Origin of the sequence: Nostoc sp. (assembly GCF_036917535.1) — a bacterium.
Classification (GTDB): domain Bacteria; phylum Cyanobacteriota; class Cyanobacteriia; order Cyanobacteriales; family Nostocaceae; genus Nostoc.
On record NZ_JBALDA010000089.1, the window covers coordinates 76149 to 101642 of the forward strand.

Sequence of the window (25494 nt, forward strand, 5' to 3'; positions counted from 1 at the left end):
CTTGCCCTCTAATGGATTTCACCGCAGTTAAACCTGCACGTAACATCTTGACCATATTCCTTTTAGACATTCTTCTGTAAATCTGAAATGTCCCAAGCTCGGTCAACTTCATGAGTGAGGTCTTTATCGTCTGACCTTAATAACTGCTCTAACTGTTGAGCTAGTTGACGCGATCGCGCCACCAATATCGTATCATCTCTCTCTATATTTGCCATTTCCCGCAAAGCTTGTTGATCGTGGCTTTTGAAGGTGTTAGCGGCTCGATGCGCCTTATAAGAGCGGAAACCCAATAACTTTAGTGCTTCCACTCCCATTTCTACCGCCGAACCAAAGGTTTCCCGCTCAACCACTTCAACCCCTCGTCGAAGCAACTCGTAGGCATGATTGCGATCAATAGCCCGCCCTAAAATTTTCAGGTGAGGAAAATACTTACGAACCCGATCAACAGTTTCGAGGCTTTTCTCGCGATCATCTATGGCTAAAACAAATAGCTTCGCCTGCCTTGCTCCTGCTGTATGTAGCAAATCAATCCGGGACGCATCCCCGTAATAGACTTTGAAACCAAAACGCCGCAGCATATCAATTTGAGTCGGGTTGTGATCGAGAACTGTGGCTTTGAAGCCATTGGCAATCAGCAAACGACCGACAATTTGTCCAAAGCGGCCAAAGCCTGCGATAATTACTGGATTTTCATTGTCATGAATGGAATCAGCTTCTCGCTCAACTGCTGTGGTTACAAAACGAGACTGGACGAACTTCTCATTAATCAGCATAATTAACGGTGTCAGCACCATCGACAATGCAACAACGGCAACAATGATACCCCCCACGGCTGTAGTTAGGACGTTATTTTGAGTAGCAAACGAGAACAGCACAAAGGCAAATTCACCTCCTTGGGCGAGGGCGAAGGCGAAAAGTAGATTCTGACTGGCTTCCAACTTGAACAACCAACCCAACCCAAACAGCACTGCAAACTTAATAATTGCTAGTCCGATGACTAATCCTAGAATCAAGAAGGGTTGTTGAATCAGCAAATTAAAGTTGATGCTAGCCCCAACCGAAATAAAGAACAGCCCCAACAATAAACCTTTGAAAGGTTCAATATTAGTCTCCAGTTCGTGACGATATTCGTTATCCGCCAAAACAACTCCGGCAACAAACGTACCCAGTGCAGGCGAAAGACCAACCTGCTGCATCGCCAGGGCAATCCCAATTACCAATAGTAGAGCTGTCGCCGTGAAAATTTCTTGCAATTGGGTAGCAGCAATAAAGCGGAAAATCGGGCGCATCAGAAACCGTCCGGCAACAATAATGCCACCCACTGTTACCATCACCAGCAAGGCTTGTTGCCAACCTGGTACATTTGCCTTTTGTTGCTCTGCGGCAACAAAGATTACCCGATTGACAGCCAAACTCACTGTCGGGCTGTTTTTCATTGCCAGTAACGGTAACAGAGCCAACATTGGGATGACTGCGATGTCTTGAAACAGCAGTACTGAAAAGGACGATTGTCCGCCTTCTGTTTTCATTAACCCCTTCTCGTTTAGGGTTTGGAGGACGATCGCCGTTGAAGACAATGATAGAATCATGCCGATCGCTAAACCCATTTGCCAGGAGAGTCCGAAAATTAAACTCAGCACAGTTACAACCAAAGTCGTAACTAGAACCTGCAAACCTCCTAATCCGAGAATCGGGACACGCAATCGCCACAGCAGGAATGGTTGCAGTTCCAAACCAATCAAAAAGAGCATCATCACCACACCAAACTCGGCGAAGTGCATTACATCATTGCTTCCCTCATTTCCCACAAAGCCTAGTACAAAAGGGCCAATGATTACCCCAGCAATCAGATAGCCTAGAACTGAACCGAGTCCTAATCGTTTGGCGATTGGTACTGACAGTACCGCCGCCATCAAGTAAACAAATGCTTGAAAGAAAAAATCTTCATTGTGCATGGTACGGGGCCTTTTGTATCTTGATCACTTCAGCTAAGTTTTGGTTTAAATGTTTGAATTGCTTGAGAAGTTCCCAGCTTATAGTGTTATCACGCAGACCGATGATTGCAGTACGATAATCATCTGCGTGTTTAGCAACTTGGTGTTGCTCCCGTAGCTGATGTGTTTCATGTACAAGAAAGGGCGGTAAATATTCCATGCCACAAAGACGCGCTGTTTGCTCAAATGGTACTAGCAGTTCTTGGATAGAAAAGTAGTTATATCCCTCCCGACAGTAAGCTTGTTCGCTTCCCCCCGTCGTGATTGCTGAGAGCAGTTTTTTGCCATGCAGCGCCGTTCCTGTATTACCATAAGCAAATCCATGCTCTAACACTAAATCCAGCCACTCCTTCAAAATCGCGGGACTGCTGTACCAGTAGAAGGGATGCTGGAAAACGATAATATCGTGGGCAAGGAGTAAATCCTGTTCAAACTTCACATCAATGTGAAAGTTAGGGTATACCTCATAGAGGTCATGAATAGTGATTGAATCCAACCCCTGAACGGCTTGAATCAAATGCCGATTCACCCGTGACTTTTCAAGTGCAGGGTGAGCAAATAAAATTAATATTTGGTTAGAACTGCCCATTGGTTTTGCATATAAGAGTTAAGTGGCTACTCTTTGCAAAGGATAGCATCCTAAGTTTATAGTAATTTGAGATTATCCTTTTTTGGTAGTAACAAAGGGAGATTAAACCATTAGGCATTTTATTATGGGAGCAACGCGATTTTGTGAGGTCGGGGAAAAAAGGTGCGATCGCTAAACCTAATCCATGAGAATCATTGCTTTGACTGCTTGACCTGGCATGACAATTTCTTGCGGGTGCGTACCCAGTATTTGGTTTATTTGCTCTTACCTTACATATCTGGTCTATGATTCCAGCTACTAGCCCACAGTAGTCAATATTTTGTACGCTGATTTGTAAGATTAATGGTGTCATGAATAAAAAATACCATTAATCTCCTCGCTTACCTGCGGAATCTAGATTTAAAAGATCTAATTTTTAAGACAAGATAATTTTTACTAAATAGTTAAACAATATATTTCTGGCAAAAGTCCAACAATCATAAATTTCATTCTGAGCAAAATGCAGTGAAGATAAGAATATCACCAGATATTTTGCTTTGCCAAATATCATAATTTAAACATTTATAAAATAGGTCTAATTACTATAAATTTTAACTGTTATCTTGCTAACAACATTCTAAAATAGAATAAGAAATATAAATATTACTTATGATATAAATCTTTTGATAGAGACACAAGAACAAGATGAAATTGTATTCTATTAACGATGTGATTTTTAGGAAAATGCTTGTAAGAAAAGAGTGTTTTTTATAAAGAATTGAAGTCAAGAGAATTACCAATATTATTACCAACAAAAACAGAATGGAGTAAACAGATGAGGTTTGTCCTAAGACGCCGTAGGTTGGGTCAATTGATGGTTATTAGCACAGTAGCGGCTACAATCAATAATTTTGTAGATAAAACTGTAGCACAAACTCAAGTAAAAAAAACTACTCCAAAGCTGAAAACTTCCACACCTGAGACTATGAAGGTGACGCTGCAAGTGAACGGAACAGCACATAATTTGCAGATCGAACCACGTGTTACCTTACTTGATGCACTTCGGGAATACATAGGGCTAATTGGTTCTAAAAAAGGCTGCGATCATGGTCAGTGCGGTGCTTGTACGGTATTGATTGATGGGCGGCGTGTTAACTCGTGCCTGACTTTTGCCATCATGCACACCGATGCTGCTATTACAACTATTGAAGGTTTGGCGCAAGAAGACAATTTGCACCCAATGCAAGCTGCATTTGTTGCCCACGATGCATTTCAGTGCGGCTACTGCACGCCAGGACAAATTTGTTCGGCAGTGGGTTTAGTTAACGAAGGACACGCTAAATCAGATGCCGACGTTCGGGAATTGATGAGTGGGAATATTTGCCGTTGTGGCGCTTATCCAAATATCGTGGCTGCTGTCCGCGATGTCTTAGGAGGAAAAAAAGATGCAGCCGTTTAACTATAAGAAAGTAGGACAAGCGGAAAATGCTGTGGGGTTGGTAGCTCCAGATGCTCAAGCTTCGTACCTTGCTGGTGGTACTAGCCTCATCGATTTGATGAAGCTGAATGTCCAGACACCAACAGAGTTGGTTGATATTAACCCATTACCGCTAACCAAGATAGAAATGCAGGGCAACAGCGTACGAATTGGCGCAATGGCACGCAATAGCGATGTTGCTTATAATGCGATGATTCAGGAGCGTTACCCTGTGTTGTCAGAGGCGTTGCTGTCTGGGGCATCGCCGCAGCTGCGAAACATGGCAAGTGTAGGCGGGAATTTGCTGCAACGTACCCGTTGTTACTACTTCCGCGACACTTCGATGCCCTGTAACAAGCGCGTTCCAGGTTCAGGTTGTGCGGCGATTGAGGGTTACAACCGTATCCACGCAATTCTTGGCGGTAGCGATCGCTGTATTGCCACCCATCCATCTGATATGGCTGTGGCAATGCTAGCACTCGATGCAGTTGTGCAAACACGCGGGCCCAAGGGAGAGCGCAGTATTCCGCTCGTCGATTTTCATCTCGTACCAGGCAATACACCAGAGAAAGAGACAGTTCTACAACACGGAGAGTTAATCGTTGCCGTAGATTTACCTGCTTCAAACTTTGCTAGGCGATCGCACTATTTAAAAGTCCGCGATCGCGCCTCCTATGCCTTTGCGATGGCATCGGTTGCGGCGGCATTAGATGTTCAAAATGGCATCATTCGCGCCGCCCGCATTGCCTTGGGTGGAGTAGGAACAAAGCCTTGGCGTGCCTACGAAGCTGAAAAAGTACTTTTGAATAAGCCCGCAAACCAGGCAACATTTCAAGCAGCAGCCACAGCAGCCCTCGCCGGAGCTAAACCTCAAAAATATAACGGGTTTAAGGTCGAACTTGCTAAACGCACAATTGTTAAGGCACTCTTCACGGTAGGAGGGATAGCGTGAATACAGGGGATAAAAATGGAGTTGTGGGCAAACCGCTCAACCGAGTCGATGGACACCTGAAGGTAACTGGTGGCGCCCGCTATGCGGCAGAGTTTCCGGTGGCAAAAATGACTTATGGTGTGACGATTCAAAGCACGATCGCCAAAGGTAAGATTGCCCAAATCGATACCAAGGCGGCGGAGCAAGTACCGGGTGTATTAGCAGTAATTACCCACCTGAACGCGCCCAAAGCTTTTGGAGAAAAGGGCGGCGGTCGCAAGCTGCAAGTGCTGCAAGATAACATTGTGCTTTATAGCGGTCAGCACATTGGTATCGTCGTTGCCGATACTTTTGAACGAGCTATGTATGCTGCTTCCCTCGTCAAAGTTCGTTATAACGAAGAAAAGCCGACCATCAATATGCGAGACAATCTCGCTAAAGCATACTTGCCTAAAGGTAAAATCCCTAAAGAAGAACCGCCCGATTCAGCGCATGGCAACGTTAACCAGGGACTAAGGGCTGCGGCTGTACGCGTCGAGCAAACCTATACTACACCAATCGAAAATCACAATCCGATGGAGCCTCATGCCACAACAGCAGTTTGGCAAGGCGATCAACTGCTGCTGTATGATGCTACTCAGGGAATCTTTCAGGTTCAACAAAAAGTTGCGGGGGTATTAGGAATTGAGCCAGAGAAAGTTCGCGTTATGTCTTACTTTGTTGGCGGTGGTTTCGGTTGCAAAGGGTCGTCTTGGTCGCATGTGCCTCTAGCAGCGATGGCAGCACGACAGGTTAATCGCCCAGTAAAATTAGTTCTGGGACGGATACAAATGTATGGGCCTGTCGGCTTCCGACCAGAAACGATTCAACAAGTTTCTTTAGGTGCAACCCGCGACGGTAAATTAACCGCTCTGCGACACGCTGGCATTTCCCAGACTTCAACTTTCGATGAATTTATCGAACCTGTTGGTAAAAGCGCCCGCATGATTTACGCTTGCCCAAATATCGAAACCAGCCACCGTCTGGTGCAACTCGATGAGGGTACACCAACTTTCATGCGTGCGCCAGGAGAATCTTCTGGATCGTTTGCCCTAGAATCGGCAATGGACGAACTGGCTTACGCACTCAACATCGATCCCATCGAGCTGCGTCTGCGTAACCATGCTGATGTTGATCCCAGTAAAGGACTGCCTTGGTCGAGCAAGTCACTCATCCAGTGCTACAAGCTAGGAGCAGAAAAGTTTGGTTGGCAGAAGCGCAATCCCAAGCCCCGTTCGATGCGAGACGGCAATTATTTGATTGGTTGGGGTATGGCGACAGCTACTTATCCTACCAACCGTTCCCCAGCATCGGCGATCGCCCGAATTATGGCAGACGGTACAGCCGTTGTCCAAAGCGGTTCGCAAGATATTGGTACGGGAACTTATACTGTGATGACTCAAGTCGCAGCTGAGGCTCTTGGTCTACCAGTTGAGAAAGTTCGCTTTGAACTAGGCGATACAATTTTGCCAGAAACCCCCGTTTCCGGTGGTTCGCAAACCGCCGCCAGTGTCAGCTCGTCGGTGCATTTAGCGGGAAATCAAGCCCGCAATCAGCTCTTGCAACTAGCACTTGCCGATCAAAAATCGCCGCTTTATCGTTCAAACGCTGAGGATGTGATTGCCGAAAATGGCAGCTTTTTCTTAAAGAATAAATCGTCTGCAACCGAAACATATCAGGCAATTTTGGCACGGCATGGTATGAAAATGCTGGAAGCGCGTGCAGATGCCAAACTCGGAGAGGAACAAAAGAAGTTCTCAATGCACTCATTTGGCTCGCAATTTGCCGAAGTCCGCGTTAATCCTGATTCCGGTGAAGTGCGAGTGACGCGCTGGGTAGGAACTTTTGGCGTGGGACGCATACTCAATGCGAAAACAGCCAACAGTCAACTCATCGGTGGGATTACTTATGGCATCGGTATGGCACTGATGGAACACACAGTAACAGACCCCAATTTCGGACGCGTTGTCAACCACGATTTAGCTGAGTATCACGTACCAGTGAATGCAGACGTTCCTGATATTCAGGTGTTCTTTGTTGATGAACGCGATCCACACATCAACCCGCTTGGTGTCAAGGGAATTGGCGAAATTGGGATTACTGGCACTGCGGCGGCGATCGCTAACGCTGTTTATCATGCCACAGGTAAACGTATTCGCGATTTGCCAATTACATTAGACAAGCTGCTGTAGATATTGCGTAGGCATAGCCAGCTGTAGGCATCGCCGAAACGATGAAAGCTCAATCATCCGATCGGCGATCGCCTGTGTTTAAACTCAATTAAGTTGATTAACTTGCGATCGCATCTGGCTTTTTGCGCGAAGGACGCTTGGATCGCTCGTGCTTTAGCTGCAAAACCCAAAATTTTACTCATGGATGAACCCTTTGGTGCATTAGATGTGCAGACGAAAGAAGTAATGCAGCAATTTCTACTAGAAATTTGGCGTAGCACAAACACTACAATTTTTCTAATTACTCACAATGTTGAAGAAGCAATTTTTCTATCTCAACACATCTACGTATTAAGCCCACAACCAAGCACAGTTAAGCAAGAATTGCAAATCCTAATTGCCAAGTAAATCTGATCCTCAAGTCAAACGTCATCTCATATTTCAGAAATACAAAGATAGAGTAATGACATTAGGTGAGAGGTTAAGGTAAAGCGCATTTTGTCAACCAGTTAAAATACTCAAAATAAATCTAATAACAATGATAATCGTGTGCTGGGTAAGGGAAGGAGGCGAGCGTCGCTCGCCTCCTTCCCTTTATTTGATTATCATTTTGATTCAAGTTTTTGTTCTTATTAAATACCCCTCTTTTGTCACTCTCCGGGAGGGCGATCGCTAGAAGCCTCATGAGGCAATCAATATAAGCTATACTATTAGAAAAAAATCGGTCTTGTATTTGTTATTAGAAAAGAATCGCGCGATGCCTGCGGTTTTTGCTAGCCTACGCTTGCTATACAAAAGCTCTAGAATTCAGAAATGATAAATGTTTTCGGAAAGTGACAGAAGCTTGTTACCGCTAGTTAGGATTACAAGAAAGAATTCTCAATTTATCTTTCATGGTTGAGGCACTATGGCACGCATTCTTCATGTTGATTCAAGTCCGCGTGGCGATCGCTCTAAATCTCGCAAGCTAGCCAAAGAGTTCATAGCTGCTTGGCAGAACCTACATCCCGATGATGCGATCGCCTATCGTGATTTAAGACAAACGCCAGTTCCTCACGTCACCGAAGATTGGATCGCTGCTGAGTTTACTCCTCCAGAAGCACTTACTCTAGAGATGACTGAACTCCTTAAGTTTTCTGATGAGTTGGTGGATGAATTTTTGGCGGCTGATCGGTGCGTTTTCAGTGTGCCGATGTACAACTTCAGCATTCCATCCAATTTCAAAGCGTACATTGATCAAGTGGTTCGTGTGGATCGCACATTCACAGTTGAGGATGATCAAGTCAAAGGACTTGCGAACGGTAAAAAGGTTTTGTTCATTACATCACGAGGTGTTGAGTATGGAGCAGGTTCTCCTTACGAAGGGTGGGATTGTCAGGAACCTGCGCTCCGATATGCTTTTCAATTCATGGGTGTGACTGATATTCAGTTCATTCATGCCAATGGGCTAGACATGGGAGACGAGGCACGAAAACGAGGGCTAGACGAAGCACAATCTAAAATTCAAGAACTAGTTGGTAGTTGGTAGAGCCAGCCAGCTAACAAGTCGATGAAGCGGACGGCTCAGAGATCGTGGTGATGATGCCAAGGTAATCTGCCGCTGCTTATCTTGGTCGTTAGTTAGGTTTACCAAAGCGATCACTATATTACCAGTATGAGCAAGAAGTTCATACGCTGACTGCGTTAAGTTGACCTTTACAAATCATATTCATAGTTTCGTAGCCACTAATCGTGATTCTAGCTGTGTAGAATGAATTTGAATCCTAAGTCAGAATTAACTAATCATCGATTTTTGCAACACAACTTGTAATTGTTCGTAATCCTTTGGCGTATCAATATCAATGTTCCCTAGCGTAAACGGAATAGAAAACACTTGATTGAGGTTATTATTAATAACTCTTTTTGCTCCTGAAGTTTCTTTCAAAGCAGCAAGTTCGGAAAAAAATATTTGACTAAATAAAGCGGGTACACCTAATGTACCCCCATACTCACAAGCAATTATCGGTTTTTTTGTTGAATAATATGCATCAACAAGTTGATCAATAATTTGGTAAGAAACAAATGGCTGGTCACAAAGTGTAATAACTACTGCTTCTATTTTTTGCGGAAGATTATTTAACAATTCAATACCGCTTTTGATTGAAGTACTCATTCCACAAGCCCAATTTGAATTGTTAACTACTGTAACGGGAAGTTGCTTAATTTGGGGATAAATTTGTTCTGCATTTGCTCCAAGTACTACTACCACAGGTTGACAAACTGAAGCGATCGCCATTTCTGTAATATATTGCAAAAAACTACGTCCTTGGTAAAGCAATAGTTGTTTTGGTGTACCCATACGAGTAGATGCACCAGCAGCAAGAATCAGAATGGCTATGGTTGATTTTTCTTGGTCTATTTGCTCAGTGTGAAATACCATAACAGTTAACAATTCAAAATTCAAAATGACGCTCGCAGACTCGCTAACGCTGCGCTAACAAAATTCAAAATTAAAGACATTTTCAGACGGGGATTTAAACCCCGACTGAAAATGAGCGGAGTCGGAGCCACTCCGCCTCCGAGCTACGTTTAGACGTAGGGGTCTTAAACCCTTTAATTTACGATAAAAACTATGTGGTCAGTAGTAAGTTTAAGTTGCTTTCATAAGATTGGTGAATTGGTTGATTGCGATTTTTTAAAAAATTACCACTGCGGTTTGTTAGCACTGCTTGAATTTCCGCAATAATAGCGATCGCTATACCTTCAGGTGTCTCTGCTCCAATGTCAATTCCAATCGGGCCATGTAATCTTTTTAATTGTTCAGGGGTATAAACTATTCCTTGCGAACGTAAATCTTCAAGCAATCTTTCAGTACGCGCTTTTGGCCCTAAAACTCCTATATAGCGTGCAGGAGATGGCAGCAACATTTTCAAAATTTCCAGGTCATCAAGGTAATTATGCGTTATCACTACAGCAACTGTGTTGACATCTATAAATACCTGTTTATGTATAATTTCTCGCCGACTCAGAATCACATCACAAGCTATAGGAAATCGCGCTCTAGTTGCCTCATTAGCTCGACAATCGACTACAGTAACGTCCCAACCTAATGCTTGAGCAAACTGTGCTACGGGTACAGCGTCATAACCAGCACCAAATATTACTAGAGGCGTGGGTGGTTGAATGATTTCGATGAAAACTTCTGCACTACCTAAAGGTAACTGATAGTTTTTTACGCTTGACTTTTGATTAGTAAAGGCTGCTTGAGTATCTGCAATTAAAGATTGAATTAAATTTGCATCTTTGATATCAGTGCTAATTTTACCATTTGGATACAGCAGTAAGCGCGACCCCAGTTTCACATCTACCTTGCCTTCAAAAGCAAAAACTGTAGCAATAACACCCAAATGTTTTTTATGAAAGCACTCCTGTGTAAAAGCGATCATATTCGGTGTACTTTCTTTTTCAAGACGTTCGATCAGAACTTGCACTGTCCCATTGCACCCCAGACCAAAGCCCCAAAGAATATCTTCAGAGGCGGTGTTATCGTAAGTCACAACAATTGGTTCGCCGTCCGACATTCGTTGTTGAGTATGCTCAAATACGTCGTTCTCTAAGCAACCTGCGCTAATTGTTCCGATCATCCGACCTGTATTTGTCATTAACATTTTGGCACCTGGTCGGCGATAGGTAGAACCTTGAGTTTTGACTACAGTGGCAAGGAAAGTGGTTTCACCACTTTTTTGACTTGACTCGAAGCCTTCTAAAATTGCTTGTAATTCGTTCATTGGATTACTTATTTTTCTGTTTCTAGCAGTTTGTCAGCTTGAGTAGACAGTCTCAATCAAAACAATGTAATGACTGTGCCATTGTGCATTGCTGCTAGTGTTAAACACGACGCCCGTTAATGATTGCAGTATATGCATTAGACTGACTGCGTTGTTTACTGCGGCAGACATCGCGGCGTTGTGTTATCCAAGATAAACGAAAATATCGCTGAAATCATGCCCCGCAAGATAGTTGTCAATTTGAGTCATTTATCTATTATTATAGTTAGCACGGAATATTTATTTTCGAGTAAGCTTTTCTTACTTAAAAAACTTGTTGGACAACCCACACATCATCGCTCCATTTATTAGGCGGCATCGAATGGCACAGAGATAGGCTGACTCATCCCATTACTGCTCAATGGCATTAAAAGCTGTAAGGCTTATTATTCATAGATTAGAGCTTTTCTTAGTGCCATTCGGTCATCTCCATTTAAAAAAACTAAATATTCTCCTTGAGCATGGCGAATACCAGTATTCCTTGCTCCAGATACTCGTCGATTTGCCTGGTGAATAATTTTAACTCACAGTACCTAACTCTATAAGGCGATCGCCAATATTAGGATAGTCAAGATAGTCCAGTAATGCACACTCTTGAAATGTTTCTAATTTCTCTAGTGATTTATGCAGAAGTTCTTTTAGCTGTTCCGGTTGGGGGGTAGCCATTAAAGAAAGCTGACCACTTTACTCAACTTCCTCACAATGAATTAACAGCTTTTCTATCGCTTCTGCTAGAGAAATCAATTCTGTCCAAGAGGAGCCACTAACTAAATTTTGGGCGTGAGCTAATCGGTTTCGCAACTGTTCAGCAGACTTGAGGAAACGTTCGCCAAACCGTTTTGATTTTAGTCCTAGTTGCTGAAGAAGTTCTGGTTGATTTAAAATCAACTCTCGCTTATCACAGAATTGCAGATAATCTAACAAATCGGTGGCTTCGTTTCTTTCTTGACTCTCTCGCCATAGTCGTTGAGCAACTTCTAAGCGCTCAGGTTTAAGGACTTTTTGCCAAGAATCTTGGGGATAGTAAATCCGCACTAGCCGCAGCAAATTCATTTCTAGCAGCGTTACTAAGCCAAACAGTAGCATTCGCACGGGTGCTTTCTGCAAATCACCACAGGTAACAATACCACTGACCTGACTACAATCTAAGACAAACAATCGCGGAGTTTGTTGCAGAATAGGTAGCAACTTTATCAGTGGGGTGGAAATGGCAATTAGTTCTTTGGGATGAAACACCCGTTGATAGTCGCTACATTTACCTTTTTTGTCTGGAATCAAACTAGAGCGTTCTACATAACCGCTAATAATATCTCCCGTCTCAACGCCGATAACATCAAAATTTTGTGCTTGCATCCAATGCAGCACTTCTTTCGCCTCCGCATCAGCTGGCATAGCTTTCAGGGGTTCTGCCACGTATTCAATGGTGATATTGTTCTCAAATAAACTCCGCAGGTCTTGAGAACGTGATTTTAGGTGTTTCATCCCCCAGCTGTGAACTCACGTTAAATAATCCTACGGCACTCACGCGATCGCCAGCGGAATTTTGTGCTCGATTACCCTTGCATAGGCATCGCTATCCCAACAAATACCATAGACTTCACTTTGTACCATCTTAGTTGGTAATAATTTAGTGATGATTTAGACAATTTCAAGTAACAAAATATTTCGCATCTAGAAAAAAATAAATATATATGTAGTTTACTATATGAGATTAATTGATTAATTTGCGATAACAATGCCGAAAATCCTGACAAAAAAATGTTATTACTAAAACGACGTAACGAATTGATAATTGGTAGAATTTTACCAAGATAACCAAAATTGATAATATTATTATGCCAAGGAAAGAACAAGGATGGGTTACATTTCAAACCTCAGAGGACGAGCGGAAGATTTTAGAGGAGTTTTGCGAACAGTCTCAACGCACTAAAACTGAGATTCTGCGGGAACTTGTGCGTAGTCTTACTCAGCATTCTTCAACATCAATATCACCAGCAACTCACCAAGAACAACAGGAAGATATTGACTACGCTCAAAAGCCTGACATAGAAAGTAGTATTCAAAAGAAACCACTAAAAGTTAGCTCTCGCAATATTCTTAAAGGTGTAGTTAAACGAGTTGTTTATGGAGCAGTTAATAGTGAGGTGACTCTGGAAATTATTCATAAAGTAGAATTAACTTCGATTATCACCAGAGCTTCTGCAGAAGAGTTGGAATTATCTGAGGGAAAAGAAGCTTATGCAGTTATTAAATCTAACGATATTGTCATTGCTAGAGAATAGAAATACATTGATTCTGGGTGTTAGATATTAAGAGAATAAGCTTTCTTTACTAAAATTTTGAAGAATTGAGTATATATAGTTGATGCGATCGCTTATGTAATAGCTATTTTTGTGTAAATGTAATATAGCGTAGAATAGCATAGCTGTGCTGACCTACTGAAGTTGACACAGATAATTGTCCTCCATAGCCCAATACGCTTGGGTTAAGCATTTTTTCTCTTCTCTGTGTTTCGCGCCAGTTGCTAAGAAAGCAGGAACGCTAAAAGTGAACAAGTCGGGGAACCGCAAGGGCGCACTGACGTTCTCTGCGCCTGGAGCGGTAGCCTACGGCAAGCCCTCCGGGTGACGCTCCTGCGTCGCTCTAAGCGTTCGCGCAGCGTCTCGAAGAGAAGCTATGCTGTAGGCTTTACGCTGCGCTAACAGATCTCCCCACTCTCTAAGTAGAGCTGATTCGTTTTCTATAACAAAACACTCAAGCTTTCGAGTCCATGTACTCTGGGGTTAGGAAGTGGTTTCAAAGGTTGGGTTGAGTCAACGCGGAGGTTCGGAAATTCTGAGAGTAAAGCTTTTAGCCCAATCTTGGCTTCTAATCGAGTTAAAGGTGCGCCCAAACAGAAATGAATTCCATTCCCAAAGGCAAAATGTTTATTCGGTTCTCGGTCAATGATGAAGCGATCGGCATTCTCAAAGTGATGTTCATCTCGATTGGCAGAAGCTAGCCACGGGTGCACAAGTTGCCCAGCAGGAATTGTTTGATCTCCAATTTGGGTTTCTACTTGCGTGAATCGATTCAAAAAAGTAATCGGGGAATAATAACGCAGTACTTCCTCAATTGCACTCGGTAATAGAGACAAGTCATTGCGTAAGCGTTGGTTTTCATCGGGATGCTCATGCAGACACCAAATGGTATTGGTAATTAAGTTAGTTGTCGTCTCATTCCCTGCTGTCAACAGTAGGATGCAAAAATCCACAACTTCCTGTCCAGTCAACTTTTCTCCTTCTTCATAAGCCGCAATTAAATCGCTGATCAGGTCTTGCCCTGGATGGGATTGCCGCTTTTCCAGTAATTGGCGAAAATAGTCAGCCATGTTTTTTATCGCTGTTGGATCGCTAGCTAATACCCCGTCTGACCAGTGCTTGAAGTCTTCTCGCTCATCAAGGGGTACACCAAGAATTTCTCCAATCACGATGATCGGCAAAGGTGAGGAGAAAGCTTGGATTAAATCGACCTGTTTGTGTTGCTTGATTTGATCCAGCAACTCGTGAGTCAGTTCGGTAATCCGAGATTCCATAGCCTCGACTCGATGCGGCGTAAACACCTTTTGTACGAGGGTGCGTAGTGACTGATGTTTCGGCGGATCGGTCTGGGGTAAACTCTGAGTAAAATCTTCTCGGCCGAGGGGTTGGGGCGATTTAGATGAAAAGGTTTTCCATTCGCTTAATACTCGTTCCACATCGTCATAACGAAACACCATCCAAGCTTGCTGCTCTGTGTCATAGAAAGCAGGCGCTTCTTGACGCATTTGAGCCAGCCAGGGATAAGGATTGAGCAGGAATTGTGAATCGGTTGGTTGGAACCGTAAATCATTAGTCATGATAAATCTCCTTAAAAAATTGCAAGTTGAACTGAGTCAGATGCTGGCATTATCTGACGTATCATCTACGAGAGAGAAATTTGTTGTGGAATTACGGAGTCAGCGCTAGAGCGATGTCTGCGACAAGACGTTCGCGTAGCGTCTCCGACAGGAGAAGCGTCTACCCACTGAATCCAGATTTCATCAATACAGGTATGACAAAAATCTCTAGACGCAAACACCAAATTAGGAAAGCGTCCAAATCAAGCCTTTTTGAGACCGTCTCAATTATGAATTACTCTTGTGCTAGTTTCAGCAGAGTTTCAATTACCTGCTTGTGCAAAGATTCCTGCGGGACTCCTAAACCAAAGAGGTAAGCGAAGGTTAGACCATTGAGCGCTAGACGAATCAAAGTCGCGATCGCAGGATCGAGTCCACTTGCTTCAATTAGCCGTTGCCAATCAGCAAATTTTTCTTGCCAGGGCTTAAGTAATTCTGGATTTTCAGCAACCGCTGCAAGTATTGCCGATTGCATTGGACTAGAGTGAGTATTATGATTTTCAAATGACCGGATATAGGCTCTTAGCCAATGTCCTGGTGTATTCGGTGCATCATCTTGCTCTAATTCATGCTTTAGTGATGCTGTCTTTTGATCGATTAGCTGTTGCAACATCCCAGCAATCAAGGCTTCTTTGTTGGGAAAGTGGTAAAGTAATCCACCTTTACTAACACCTGCTTCGCGGGCAACTGCCTCCAACGTCAATGCCTTTGAACCATCAGCTACTATCACTCGCGCTGCTGCTTCTAGCAATGCATTACGGGTGGCAGACGTAGATTTTGTTGTTTTGCTAGTAGTCATAGAGCTTGGATGATGGAACTAGATAATTTGTCTGGCAACGAGATTGTTAATATCCTCTCTCATTGCTTCGTCTTTGGGCAGCAAGGCTAGGATTAGATTTATTGGGTGAACTTGCTCTCTTTGAAAATCGGTGGGATGTAATCATACAGTGTAAAGTTTCATCCAACAAATCCGTAGCACGTCGAACCTGCGGATTTTGAGACAGCAGCGAATTGCTATGGGAACCCAAAGCAGTTTGATCAAAAAAGGGATTTGCAATTGTGAACATAACATTCTCAATCCAAGATTGATATAGATTGGATTCAAGTATTTACTATTAGTAAACCGTCCAGACGGCTTATAAATGTATACTACCGTCCAGACGGTAAAGTGTCAAGGAGGTAATTTGAGATTTTGGATAATTTGACCTACTCAGGACTTACGCACAGATAACGGAAAATTGAACCACAGAGCACGCAGAGGGCACGGAGGAATAAGAGTTTCAGAGAGTTTTTGCGTAAGTCCTACTACTGACTGTACGTTCGCTCCTACCTTGAAGGGTAAGAGGAATTAATGCCTTATTGTCCAAGGAAAAACCTTATTCGAGGATCTGATTGTAGTGATGCCATGTAATACATGGAGAAAGAAATCGAGGGTTACTGTGTATTACATATTGGGGCAAATATAGCGAAGCTGTCACAAAATTTAAACTAAACCGTTTAGTTTAGTTTATAAAGCTTAATATGATTGGCTTTTGAAGTATTAAGTAAGCAGCACATTTCTATGTGCTGTTTAGGGACACAGTAAAGGCATTATAGTATTAAATTCATTACTTTAAGCCCGTTTGTTCCCAAGGTTTTTTCAATATATTCTGTAACTATAACTATCAATTCTTGCATATTATTTGAATGAAAGCACTTGATCTAGTTTGGTGAATATCTCATCAATATTATCAACTTTTAATAAATGCTTGCTTAATATCAAATGTTTTAATTCAGTTCTAAGTGCTTTTAATGTTTCTAAGTCGTTTATTGTCGAGAAATGTTTGTATGCTTCGTCGATTTGCTCATTGAGCTGAACTTCATCTAGGCAATACACTTCTTTAATGTTTTCGTCTTTATTTATATTTTGCTTAAGACAATATAAATCGAGTAAGTTAGAAACAGTTTCTGTATAACTCTTAATTACGAAAGTGCTTTTCCCCTTTTGTGTTAATATCTCTTCATCAGCACATGCCCTGGCCTCATTTACTAAAAACCTCACATATTCTTTTTCTGTTAAGATAGTTTGACCAAATACTTCTTTTCTATTGTATCTCCTGATCATTCGAGAAATTCTAGTTGCCCACTCCCCGTAAACATAGATTGTTGCATCATATAATTTATAGTCATTTCCATAGAAGTATACCATTGTACCGTCAATAACATAAAGACTATTTGCTTTCGGGATGAAGAAACTATAAATTCTGTTTGTTTCTAATTCATCATAGAGTTCTTTACTCCCAGGTGCGTGACTAAATGGACATTCTTCACTTAGAAGAGTGAATTTTCTTCCAAACCACTCGACAACTTGCTCTGGTACTAAATATTTTTTATAACCTTCGTCATTTCTAATGTTTTTTGATAGGTCATACCTTGGACAAAACCAACCTGTCTCAGATTTGATACTTTTTAGTGCTAATGATAAATCATCTAGGAATAACCTTTCTGCATAGGTTTTAGAATTTAAATTATCCTTATTTATCCAATAGTCGAAAGGAAGATAAACTAAATCCATTTCTAACAGGTCTGGAGCTGTTTCTGTAAAAATTTTGCAAAATCTAGACTTTCCACTTGCAACAGATCCTGCAATACCTATCATTAAACTTTTACCTAGTGCCTCTCTATGTTTGTTCAACAGTAATTTATCAAGTTGAGACAAACCTTCGTTAATTGTTAGTGGTTTCATAAGACTCCTTTATACTGTTTTACATGAGTTAACATAGGACTATTTAATAACATGCTATAGCCAAATTGATTCCATTTCTGTGAAACTCTCACCCTTCAAGGTAGGAGCGAACGTACAGTACTGAAGTTGACACAGATAACAGATGTGCGAGCCTACGCTTGCACTACGAAATCTGATGCATTGAGAGTTGGCGCAGTAGTCAGGGTTGCAAATAAACCGCCGCTGCCAAAACCAGCCGCACTACCATTTTGGTTGTAGAACAGCTGCCCACTCACAGCGTCGTAGACAATTTTCGCCGTGCTAGCCGCCCCTGAAGAAGTGATTGTAAAATCATTGGCACTACTAAAACCTGTACCTGGAGTTGAAATAATAGCACTAAAAGTAGTTTTATCCAGGATAATCTTATCGCCTTGGGAATGTTTGAAATCAGCGATCGCATCTAGACCAACAGCAACACTGGCAAAAGCAGCATTGGTGTTGTACAGAAATCCGTCAGCACCCGCACCACCAACAAGGGTATCGTTACCAGCCCCACCAATAAGAGTATCATTACCAGTGCCACCCCGCAGCAAGTCGTTGCCACTCTTGCCGTCAATAGTGTCGTTACCCCCCTGACCATTAATCACATCAGCAGAGTTGTCAAAACCCGTGATGTTGTTGTTAAGGTTATTGAGGAATGTCACACTGTTGGTGTTAAAGATGCTGCTAAAATTCCAGTTGGCATTGAAGACATCATAACTGTCGCTGACAAAAACTTGTCCGTCAAACGATATATTACCAATGCCTGCTGTCGGAAATTTTGAGGGAAGATTTTCCAGGTTTTCCAATTGAAAGTTTTCCAGGGTGACTTTGGTATTTGCAACGTCTTCAAAAGTGAGTTCCAAGTTATTACCATTTTGAGTTAGTTGCAGATTCCGAGCAGTTAAGCCAGCGCCGATAAATTGCAACGTGTCAAATGAGGCAATCACTGGCGCTAATCCACCAGTGCCCACACTACCAAAGTCAGTGATGGTCTCATTGCCATCGCCGACTCGGACAATAAAAGAATCATAGTCAGTACCACCAACAAAAGTGTCATCACCAGTACCACCAACTAAAGTGTCATTGCCACTACCACCAACAAGAGTGTCATCACCAGTACCACCCCGCAGCAGGTCGTTGCCACTTAAGCCGTCGATGCTGTCATTACCCCCTTGGGCATTAATCACATCATTGGAATCATCAAAACCTGTAATGTTGTTATTCAAGTCGTTGAGGAAAGTGACGGTGTTTTTGTTGAATAACGTAGTTTGAGTGGAGTTGGCATTAATCACATCAAAGCTGTCGCCGATAAATGGTTGTTCGTCAAATTCCCCAAATAGAATATTACCGATAGCAGGTCTTGCTGTCGATGCAGGTAGGTTATCCAGGTTTTGTAGCTGAAAGTTTTGCAGAATAACTTTAGTATTTGCTACACCTTCAAAGGTGAGTTCTAAATTGTTGCCATTTTGAGTTAGTTGTAGATTGCTGGCGTTCAAGTCAAGATACCCAGAAAATTGCAACCTGTCTAATTCGCCAATCACCGACGCTGATGGGTTTGCTCCAGTACCAATACCACCAAAATCAGTAATGATGTCAACGCCATCTCCTTCCCGAATAATAAAGTTGTCATTTCCACCGTTACCTGTCAAGGTATCATCACCAGCTAGTCCGTTAAAAGTTTCGTTGTTGGGAGTACCGATGAGGTTATCGTTTTGATCGGTGCCGTTGAAGTCAAGGGTAGGGGTAGCACTGCCATAGATGACATAGCTTTGTCCAGCTTGGAGGTTGCCGTTAGGAGAGGACAGCCATGCTCCGATAATCAAGTCGTCAATGCCATCACCGTTAATATCCCCCGCCTTGCTAACCGCTCTGCCTGCCTGACGAATGCCATTAATGGCGCCATTGATGGCGAAGCCATTAGTGCTATTGAGGTCAGAGAGGTCGAAAGTACCGCCACTGCCCACATTTGTGCCCCCATACACCACGTAGCTTTGCGAAGCACCAAATGCTCCAATAATTAGATCGTCAATGCCATCATCGTTAGTATCTCCGGCATTGCTGACTGAATAACCTGAATGGCTCGATGAATTAATGCCATTAATGGCGAAGCCGTTAGTACCATCTAAAGAAGAGAGGTCAAAAATGCCGCCACCGCCCACATTCGTCCCCCCATACACCACATAGGTTTGCCCAGCTTCATTAGTGAAACTGGGGGAAGCCAGCCATGCCCCAATAATCAAATCGTCAATGCCATCGTTATTGATATCTCCCGCATTACTGACTGAAATACCTAATCCGTCACCAAAATTAATCCCATTGATAGTAAAGCCATTGGTACCATTTAGGTCAGAGAGGTTGAGAGTGCCGCCACTGCTCACATTTGTCCCTCCATACACCACATAGCCTTGCCCAGCATATTGATTGCCGTTGGGGGAGGCATGATATGCCCCAATAATTAGGTCATTAATGCCATCGTTGTTGATATCCCCTGTATTGCTAATTGAGTAGCCTGAGAAGTCATCCGCAGCAATCCCATTGATAGTAAAGCCATTAGTACCGTTTAGGTCAGAAAGGTTTAGGGTACCCCCACTTGCTACATTCGTCCCCCCATACACCACATAGCTTTGCCCAGCACGAGAATTGCCGTTAGGGGAAGCAAATGCTGCCCCAATAATCAGGTCGTCAATACCATCGTTATTAATATCCCCTGCATTGCTGACCCTCAAGCCTGAGTTGTCACCCGCAAGAATCCCGTTGATGGCAAAGCCATTAGTGCCATTCAAGTTAGAGAGGTCGAAGGTGCCAGTACTTCCTACATTCGTCCCCCCAAAAACCACATAGCTTTGCCCAGCACCAGAGTTGCCGTTAGGAGAGGCATAAGGTGCCCCAATAATCAGGTCGTCAATACCATCATCGTTGATGTCCCCCCCATAGCTGACTGAGGAGCCTAAGCCGTTATAGTAAGCAATGCCGTTAATTAAAAAGCCATTAGTGCCATTCAAGTTAGAGAGGTCAAAGGTGCCGTCGCTGGCTACATTCGGTCCCCCAAACACTACATAGCTTTGCCCAGAAAAATCATTGCCATTGGGATCAGCACCAGATGCCCCAATAATCATGTCGTCAAAGCCATCATTGTTGATGTCTCCTGCATTGCTAACCGACGAGCCTGACTGATCTTCAACAGCAATGCCGTTGATGGCGAAGCCGTTGTTGCCATTCAACGAAGAAAGAGTAAATGATGAAATAGCCATGATTTTTCTTTTATAGTTAGGGAATAAGCTTTAAAGGTCTAAACTTGAAATTCCGTGTTCTAAACAGAAAGTATTGTCATAAACTGCCACAATCATAAATCAGTAAAATAACGCGCTTTTATATGGGATTTCTTAATCAGGATAAGTGCGATGTCTATGACGGGCTATGACGCTCCTACGTCGCTAACGCTACGCTATCGGTGACGATAATTATCTACTAGCTATATTTCCGCTGATTAGTTTATATCGCTTTTCCAACTGTTACAATCAGCTTGTTCATAACTTTATGAAAACAATATACATTATCTATACAAAAAACATTCTGTAATAATACCAGTTCAAAAATGTTTGTGACAGATACCCCACCTGCGCTAACACGTACCCTTTCTTTACCAACTACGGTGTACAACACAAATCTTTTGACCTGCAATGGCATTGTATCGACTAACAATGGCATTGCATTGCCTGACAATAGCATTGCATCGCCTGACAATGGCATTGTATCGACTAACAATGGTATTGCATTGACTGACAATAGCATTGCATCGCCTGACAATGGCATTGTATCGACTAACAATGATATTGCATTGAGTGACAATAGCATTGCATCAACTGACAATGTTATTTCTCTCGTTCCCATGCTTTGTATGAGAATGAGTCAAGCCTTATCAAGCTAGATTTTTAGAACTTATGTGTTAACCGTAGCCCTTACCAAGGGGAGGATTGGAGAGGTAGGGCAAACGCATATAAATTACTTTGAACCTTTTTGAATTGTTGCTTGATAGCGACCTAGCGCAATTAAAGGAAAGCATTGTTGATACAGATGATACTTGAGATAAAAATGGCAAGGGAAACCAGTACCTGTAAAGTCCGCCTCAAACCAAGTACCATCTGGCTTTTGAGTTGCCATCAAATAGCCAATTCCTCGCTCAATCACATCAAGAGCTAATTTACCTGTTGCTTCACCTGCTGCTATTAACCCAATTAAAGCCCAAGCAGTTTGAGATGCAGTACTATTTCCTTTTCCTTTGAGACTGGGATCGTTGTAGCTACGGCAAGTCTCGCCCCAACCACCATCTGGGTTTTGACATCCAACTAACCAAGCTGCTCCCCGTTCTATACTGAGTTTATGTCTTTGAGGATCGATTAACGCCAAAGCTGATAAAACGCCACTGGTGCCGTAGATATAATTTACACCCCAACGACCAAACCAACAGCCTTCTGTTTCTTGTTCGTGCAAAAGATAAGTAAGCGATCGCTCTAAATTATCACTATCAATTGTCAAGTCACAAGCACCCAACATTTCTAGTACCCTAGCGGTAACATCTGCGGTGTTTGGATCGATCATCGCTTTCAAATCGCCATAAGGGATGGAGTTGAGCCAATCTTGATCGTTGTCCAAATCAAAAGCAGCCCAACCACCTGGTTTACATTGCATAGATGCAATCCAATTTAACGCACGAGCGATCGCAGCCTGCTTGATTTTTTCATTTGGGAGTTTCGCCAAATGTAGAGCCATCACCACCACCGCTGAGTCGTCTACATCGGGATAAAAGCGATTCTCAAACTCAAAAGCCCAAGCCCCTGGTTTTCCTTGACGATTTTTAACAGTCCAATCTCCGTAATCTAAAATTTGTTTTTGCAACAACCATTCTCCAGCCTTTACTACAGCCGAACCATCTGGTGCAAAACCAGATTCTATCAAAGCACGCATCGCCCAAGCTGTATCCCAGACGGGTGAAACACAAGGCTGTACCCGATAACTATCCTCTGTTTCAATGACAAAGTTATCAATTGCTTGCAAACCACGTTCTACAATCGGATCGCTTCGGTCATAATCCAGACACCGCAAAGCTAGCATGGAATTCAACATTGCCGGAATAATGCCGCCCCAGTCGCCTGTAGCTTCTTGGCGCTCTAAAATCCATTTTTCGGCGGCTTTGATGCCTTCTTGACGAAAGGGTACTAAATTCAGGCTTTCTGCTAACTTGAACCCCCGATCAAGGGTGAGAAATAAATCTGTCCAATCGCCACTTTGGGGTAATTCCCACCGGACTCGATCAATACCTTCAGCGTATAGCTCATCTAGGTTGATAGTTGGGTTGGTGAGATAAATAGGTTTGCGATCGCATACAATCAGTAATGGTACGGTGCTGGAACGTGCCCAGCTAGACATCTCGTAGATATTCACAGGGAAAGCATTTGGCAACAACATCACCCAAGCTGGTAGCGAGGGAATACCGCGCCAGTTGTAGCAGCCAATCAACGCTAAGTGTAACTTGGTAAAAATCCGAGTTTTGCTGATCCCACCCCGTTGGAGAATAAAAGCTTGCGCCCGAATCATTGCCGGATCGGTTGCTGGTACACCTAGCAATCTTAGCGCCATGTAGGCTTCAACCGAGGTGCTAAGTTCTCCGCCATCACCATAGTAAAGTTCCCAGCCGCCATGCTGCCGTTGCTGTTGACGCAAATATGCTTCAACTTTGTGTAAAGGTCTGATTTGGTCTGTTCCCCAAATTTTATGCAGGAGAACAACTTCAGCTGTGATGGTAACATTCGATTCTAACTCTGCCCACCAATAACCTGCGGGATTTTGAATCGAAAGCAGATATTCTCGGCTAGCTGCGATCGCATCTGCAACTTTATTGACTTTTACCCTGTCTTGTGTTTGCATGAAAAACTATTTAACCTCAATACCCAACACTAGATATAAACACGGTATTACAGCGAAAAAATTTTTTTCCTATATCAATAGACATAGTATTCTGTCTGAGCCACTGATAATTTGCAATAGGTGATGGATGTAATTGTATTAGGATTTATGCTCTTATCCTTGACAATTTGGTTAGGGTTACTGGGTTTTTGGGGACAGTTTTGGCGGACAGACCAGCAATTAGAGTTTACAGAAACTCAGCTAGAATCGTTACCTGTGGTTTGTGCTGTAGTTCCAGCCCGTAACGAAGCCCAATTGCTACCAACTACACTGCGATCGCTCCTACTTCAAGATTACCCTGGTTCTTTCAACGTGTTTTTGGTAGACGATCGCAGCACAGACCGGACAGCAAATTTCGCCGAAGGGGTTGCCCACGCTGTTGGTAAACCCCAACAATTGCATATTATCTCAGGTGAATCACTGCCTCCCGGTTGGTCGGGAAAACTTTGGGCAGTTGAGCAAGGCATAAAGAGCGCGAGTTTATTTGCACCCGATTATTTTTTGCTGACTGACGCAGATATCGAACACGATCCTGGTAATCTCCGCCGACTCGTGAAGAAAGCTGTGCAGGAAGATTTAGACATGGTTTCGGTAATGGTACGACTCAGATGTGAAAGCTTTTGGGAAAAATTTTTGATTCCAGCTTTCGTCTTTTTCTTCCAAAAACTCTATCCTTTTCGCTGGGTGAATAATCCCAACAATCCCACAGCCGCCGCTGCCGGGGGATCTATTTTGATTTGTAGAGAAGCTTTAGAGCGAATCGGGGGAATTCAATTCATTCGCCAAGCTTTAATTGACGATTGTGCCTTGGCTCAGGCTGTTAAGAGAGGAACTGGGGACAAGGAGACAAAAAGACAACTTGCAACAAGTCTTTCCTCTCTTCTCCAATCCCAAATACCCAATCCTAAATACCCAATCCCCAGTCAAGGTCGTATCTGGCTGGGATTGAGTAGTTTGACTCGTAGCTTGCGCCCTTATGACTCGTTAGCGACGATTTGGGATATGGTTGCTCGTACTGCCTATAGCCAACTGAATTATTCACCATTAATACTATTGGGAACTTTGATAGGAATGCCTCTAATTTATTTAGCTCCACCTGTATGTGTGATTCTGGGTGCAGTTTGGAGCAATTGGGCGATCGCATTTGCAGGTTTATTAGGATGGCTGTTAATGACTTTTGCTTACTACCCGACGATCCGCTTTTATAAATGTTCTTTCTGGTTCGCGTTGAGTTTACCTGCGATCGCTTTTCTCTATACTCTGATGACTCTAGACTCAGCACTACGTCACTGGCAAGGGCGCGGCGGCGCTTGGAAAGGAAGAGTCTACCCCAACCCAGATAATTTATAGCTAGGATAAAATTTAATTTCAAAATCGTTAGTGCTAATCTAAAATTCAAGTTAAGCCTAAAGTGGTTGATTAAAAAAATTATGACAACCGCAACACCAACAAATAATCCTGTTATTATCCCCAAAAAGCTGCCTTTTCTAGAGTCTATTTGTTGGCAGACTGCCGATGTGTATCGGTTTACTCCAGAACAAATGCTGAGTCGCTACGAGCGTGGTTGGCAATATCGCAATCTATTTAATAATCTTGAAGGTGAAGAACTAAATTTTCTTCAGGAACTCGCTAGGCGCTATAAATCCTGGTTGCAAGTTTGTTTATGACTTTCAGGTTTGAACACCGTAATCAAATTCTCACAGTTCTTGAATGCTTAGATTCGGACATACTTAGGAAGGGTTCTGCTTACTTCGGTGGTGGAACCCTTCTTACACTCGATTTTGAAGAATATAGCAATCGCCAAGGTAATTAGGACACTAGGTTCAAGACAAACTCGATTGCATCTCGTAGACAATCAAACTTGTCAAGTTGTTTGCGGATA

The 25494-nt window shown here is 42.9% G+C and carries 21 protein-coding genes and 3 pseudogenes; 9 read left to right on the forward strand and 15 right to left on the reverse strand.

The features are described 5' to 3' along the window. Positions 1-62: 62 nt before the first annotated feature. The 3 genes and pseudogenes from kefC to V7K56_RS28260 form a co-directional block, all read right to left on the reverse strand. Positions 63-1955 (reverse strand): glutathione-regulated potassium-efflux system protein KefC, encoded by a 1893-nt coding sequence (kefC, locus tag V7K56_RS28250; RefSeq protein WP_334915912.1) that lies wholly within the window; start codon positions 1953-1955, stop codon positions 63-65. After that, entirely contained in the window at positions 1945-2583 is a 639-nt protein-coding gene (gene kefF / locus V7K56_RS28255; RefSeq protein ID WP_334915915.1) for a glutathione-regulated potassium-efflux system oxidoreductase KefF, read from the reverse strand. The genes kefC and kefF overlap by 11 nt, the downstream gene beginning before the upstream one ends. A 154-nt stretch (positions 2584-2737) precedes the next feature. Further along, a pseudogene (locus V7K56_RS28260) lies at positions 2738-2935 on the reverse strand (DUF4277 domain-containing protein); the annotation flags it as partial. Positions 2936-3436: 501 nt separating this feature from the next. Here V7K56_RS28260 and V7K56_RS28265 point away from each other — a divergent pair. Genes V7K56_RS28265 through V7K56_RS28275 form a run of 3 tightly spaced genes read left to right on the forward strand, consistent with a single transcriptional unit; the run spans position 3437 to position 7201 of the window. Further along, entirely contained in the window at positions 3437-4021 is a 585-nt protein-coding gene (locus V7K56_RS28265) for a (2Fe-2S)-binding protein (RefSeq protein WP_334915917.1), read from the forward strand. Then, positions 4008-4991 carry an FAD binding domain-containing protein gene (locus tag V7K56_RS28270; protein ID WP_334915919.1) on the forward strand — a complete coding sequence of 328 codons (984 nt, stop codon included), beginning with the start codon at positions 4008-4010 and terminating at the stop codon, positions 4989-4991. Before V7K56_RS28265 ends, V7K56_RS28270 begins: the two co-directional genes overlap by 14 nt. Next, positions 4988-7201 (forward strand): xanthine dehydrogenase family protein molybdopterin-binding subunit, encoded by a 2214-nt coding sequence (locus V7K56_RS28275; RefSeq protein WP_334915921.1) that lies wholly within the window; start codon positions 4988-4990, stop codon positions 7199-7201. The genes V7K56_RS28270 and V7K56_RS28275 overlap by 4 nt, the downstream gene beginning before the upstream one ends. A gap of 53 nt (positions 7202-7254) precedes the next feature. On the opposite strand, the gene V7K56_RS28280 is transcribed toward V7K56_RS28275, so the two are convergent. Continuing rightward, on the reverse strand, positions 7255-7383 hold the full coding sequence (locus V7K56_RS28280) for a hypothetical protein (protein ID WP_334915959.1): 129 nt from the start codon (positions 7381-7383) through the stop codon (positions 7255-7257). On the opposite strand from V7K56_RS28280, the pseudogene V7K56_RS28285 reads away from it, so the two are divergent. Beyond that, positions 7343-7670 (forward strand): annotated as a pseudogene (locus V7K56_RS28285) (ABC transporter ATP-binding protein); the annotation flags it as partial. The gene V7K56_RS28280 and the pseudogene V7K56_RS28285 overlap by 41 nt on opposite strands. Before the next feature lie 417 nt (positions 7671-8087). Continuing rightward, positions 8088-8708 (forward strand): FMN-dependent NADH-azoreductase, encoded by a 621-nt coding sequence (locus V7K56_RS28290; protein ID WP_334915923.1) that lies wholly within the window; start codon positions 8088-8090, stop codon positions 8706-8708. A gap of 246 nt (positions 8709-8954) precedes the next feature. On the opposite strand, the gene V7K56_RS28295 is transcribed toward V7K56_RS28290, so the two are convergent. The 5 genes and pseudogenes from V7K56_RS28295 to V7K56_RS28315 all read right to left on the reverse strand — a co-directional run bounded on the left by V7K56_RS28295 (position 8955) and on the right by V7K56_RS28315 (position 12468). Continuing rightward, positions 8955-9599, reverse strand: a complete 645-nt coding sequence (locus V7K56_RS28295) for a nucleotidyltransferase family protein (protein ID WP_334915925.1) — start codon at positions 9597-9599, stop codon at positions 8955-8957. Positions 9600-9789: 190 nt separating this feature from the next. Continuing rightward, the gene (locus V7K56_RS28300) at positions 9790-10947 is read right to left on the reverse strand and encodes an XdhC family protein (RefSeq protein WP_334915927.1); all 1158 of its coding nucleotides are present in this window, start codon (positions 10945-10947) and stop codon (positions 9790-9792) included. A 461-nt stretch (positions 10948-11408) separates the two neighbouring features. Beyond that, positions 11409-11510 (reverse strand): annotated as a pseudogene (locus tag V7K56_RS28305) (glycosyltransferase family A protein); the annotation flags it as partial. Continuing rightward, entirely contained in the window at positions 11506-11652 is a 147-nt protein-coding gene (locus V7K56_RS28310) for a hypothetical protein (RefSeq protein ID WP_334915929.1), read from the reverse strand. The gene V7K56_RS28310 and the pseudogene V7K56_RS28305, both read right to left, overlap by 5 nt. Positions 11653-11670: 18 nt before the next feature. Further along, positions 11671-12468, reverse strand: coding sequence for a hypothetical protein (locus V7K56_RS28315; RefSeq protein ID WP_334915931.1), 798 nt, complete (start codon positions 12466-12468; stop codon positions 11671-11673). A 353-nt stretch (positions 12469-12821) separates the two neighbouring features. Between V7K56_RS28315 and V7K56_RS28320 the strand changes: the two genes are divergently transcribed. After that, entirely contained in the window at positions 12822-13268 is a 447-nt protein-coding gene (locus V7K56_RS28320) for a TOBE domain-containing protein (protein WP_334915933.1), read from the forward strand. 458 nt (positions 13269-13726) lie between these two features. Here the strand turns inward: V7K56_RS28320 and V7K56_RS28325 are convergent, their stop codons facing one another. From V7K56_RS28325 to shc, 6 genes are all read right to left on the reverse strand, one after another. Then, positions 13727-14863: a cytochrome P450 gene (locus V7K56_RS28325; RefSeq protein ID WP_334915935.1), complete on the reverse strand. Its 1137-nt coding sequence runs from the start codon at positions 14861-14863 to the stop codon at positions 13727-13729. A gap of 274 nt (positions 14864-15137) precedes the next feature. Next, positions 15138-15701 carry a TetR/AcrR family transcriptional regulator gene (locus V7K56_RS28330; RefSeq protein ID WP_334915938.1) on the reverse strand — a complete coding sequence of 188 codons (564 nt, stop codon included), beginning with the start codon at positions 15699-15701 and terminating at the stop codon, positions 15138-15140. 879 nt (positions 15702-16580) lie between these two features. Next, the gene (locus V7K56_RS28335) at positions 16581-17627 is read right to left on the reverse strand and encodes a hypothetical protein (protein WP_334915940.1); all 1047 of its coding nucleotides are present in this window, start codon (positions 17625-17627) and stop codon (positions 16581-16583) included. Positions 17628-17779: 152 nt separating this feature from the next. Continuing rightward, positions 17780-20899, reverse strand: coding sequence for a beta strand repeat-containing protein (locus V7K56_RS28340; protein WP_334915942.1), 3120 nt, complete (start codon positions 20897-20899; stop codon positions 17780-17782). Positions 20900-21140: 241 nt separating this feature from the next. Continuing rightward, a complete protein-coding gene (locus tag V7K56_RS28345) occupies positions 21141-21518 on the reverse strand; it encodes a hypothetical protein (RefSeq protein WP_334915944.1) in 378 nt (125 codons plus the stop codon). Between the two features lie 132 nt (positions 21519-21650). Next, the gene (gene shc / locus V7K56_RS28350; RefSeq protein WP_334915946.1) at positions 21651-23573 is read right to left on the reverse strand and encodes a squalene--hopene cyclase; all 1923 of its coding nucleotides are present in this window, start codon (positions 23571-23573) and stop codon (positions 21651-21653) included. 123 nt (positions 23574-23696) lie between these two features. On the opposite strand from shc, the gene V7K56_RS28355 reads away from it, so the two are divergent. The 3 genes from V7K56_RS28355 (at position 23697) to V7K56_RS28365 (ending at position 25425) form a co-directional block, all read left to right on the forward strand. Then, positions 23697-24962 (forward strand): glycosyltransferase, encoded by a 1266-nt coding sequence (locus tag V7K56_RS28355; protein WP_334915948.1) that lies wholly within the window; start codon positions 23697-23699, stop codon positions 24960-24962. An 80-nt stretch (positions 24963-25042) separates the two neighbouring features. Continuing rightward, positions 25043-25279: a hypothetical protein gene (locus tag V7K56_RS28360; RefSeq protein ID WP_334915950.1), complete on the forward strand. Its 237-nt coding sequence runs from the start codon at positions 25043-25045 to the stop codon at positions 25277-25279. Continuing rightward, positions 25276-25425, forward strand: a complete 150-nt coding sequence (locus tag V7K56_RS28365; RefSeq protein ID WP_334915952.1) for a hypothetical protein — start codon at positions 25276-25278, stop codon at positions 25423-25425. The genes V7K56_RS28360 and V7K56_RS28365 overlap by 4 nt, the downstream gene beginning before the upstream one ends. The last annotated feature ends 69 nt before the right edge of the window (positions 25426-25494 follow it).

What these genes read in the sequence shown, in the direction of transcription:
- kefC (WP_334915912.1), bottom strand. Translation starts at nt 1,955, where the DNA reads ATGCACAATGAAGATTTTTTCTTTCAAGCATTTGTTTACTTGATGGCG.
- kefF (WP_334915915.1), bottom strand. Translation starts at nt 2,583, where the DNA reads ATGGGCAGTTCTAACCAAATATTAATTTTATTTGCTCACCCTGCACTT.
- V7K56_RS28265 (WP_334915917.1), top strand. Translation starts at nt 3,437, where the DNA reads ATGGTTATTAGCACAGTAGCGGCTACAATCAATAATTTTGTAGATAAA.
- V7K56_RS28270 (WP_334915919.1), top strand. Translation starts at nt 4,008, where the DNA reads ATGCAGCCGTTTAACTATAAGAAAGTAGGACAAGCGGAAAATGCTGTG.
- V7K56_RS28280 (WP_334915959.1), bottom strand. Translation starts at nt 7,383, where the DNA reads ATGAGTAAAATTTTGGGTTTTGCAGCTAAAGCACGAGCGATCCAAGCG.
- V7K56_RS28290 (WP_334915923.1), top strand. Translation starts at nt 8,088, where the DNA reads ATGGCACGCATTCTTCATGTTGATTCAAGTCCGCGTGGCGATCGCTCT.
- V7K56_RS28295 (WP_334915925.1), bottom strand. Translation starts at nt 9,599, where the DNA reads ATGGTATTTCACACTGAGCAAATAGACCAAGAAAAATCAACCATAGCC.
- V7K56_RS28300 (WP_334915927.1), bottom strand. Translation starts at nt 10,947, where the DNA reads ATGAACGAATTACAAGCAATTTTAGAAGGCTTCGAGTCAAGTCAAAAA.
- V7K56_RS28310 (WP_334915929.1), bottom strand. Translation starts at nt 11,652, where the DNA reads ATGGCTACCCCCCAACCGGAACAGCTAAAAGAACTTCTGCATAAATCA.
- V7K56_RS28315 (WP_334915931.1), bottom strand. Translation starts at nt 12,468, where the DNA reads ATGAAACACCTAAAATCACGTTCTCAAGACCTGCGGAGTTTATTTGAG.
- V7K56_RS28320 (WP_334915933.1), top strand. Translation starts at nt 12,822, where the DNA reads ATGCCAAGGAAAGAACAAGGATGGGTTACATTTCAAACCTCAGAGGAC.
- V7K56_RS28325 (WP_334915935.1), bottom strand. Translation starts at nt 14,863, where the DNA reads ATGACTAATGATTTACGGTTCCAACCAACCGATTCACAATTCCTGCTC.
- V7K56_RS28330 (WP_334915938.1), bottom strand. Translation starts at nt 15,701, where the DNA reads ATGACTACTAGCAAAACAACAAAATCTACGTCTGCCACCCGTAATGCA.
- V7K56_RS28335 (WP_334915940.1), bottom strand. Translation starts at nt 17,627, where the DNA reads ATGAAACCACTAACAATTAACGAAGGTTTGTCTCAACTTGATAAATTA.
- V7K56_RS28340 (WP_334915942.1), bottom strand. Translation starts at nt 20,899, where the DNA reads ATGGCTATTTCATCATTTACTCTTTCTTCGTTGAATGGCAACAACGGC.
- shc (WP_334915946.1), bottom strand. Translation starts at nt 23,573, where the DNA reads ATGCAAACACAAGACAGGGTAAAAGTCAATAAAGTTGCAGATGCGATC.
- V7K56_RS28355 (WP_334915948.1), top strand. Translation starts at nt 23,697, where the DNA reads ATGGATGTAATTGTATTAGGATTTATGCTCTTATCCTTGACAATTTGG.
- V7K56_RS28360 (WP_334915950.1), top strand. Translation starts at nt 25,043, where the DNA reads ATGACAACCGCAACACCAACAAATAATCCTGTTATTATCCCCAAAAAG.
- V7K56_RS28365 (WP_334915952.1), top strand. Translation starts at nt 25,276, where the DNA reads ATGACTTTCAGGTTTGAACACCGTAATCAAATTCTCACAGTTCTTGAA.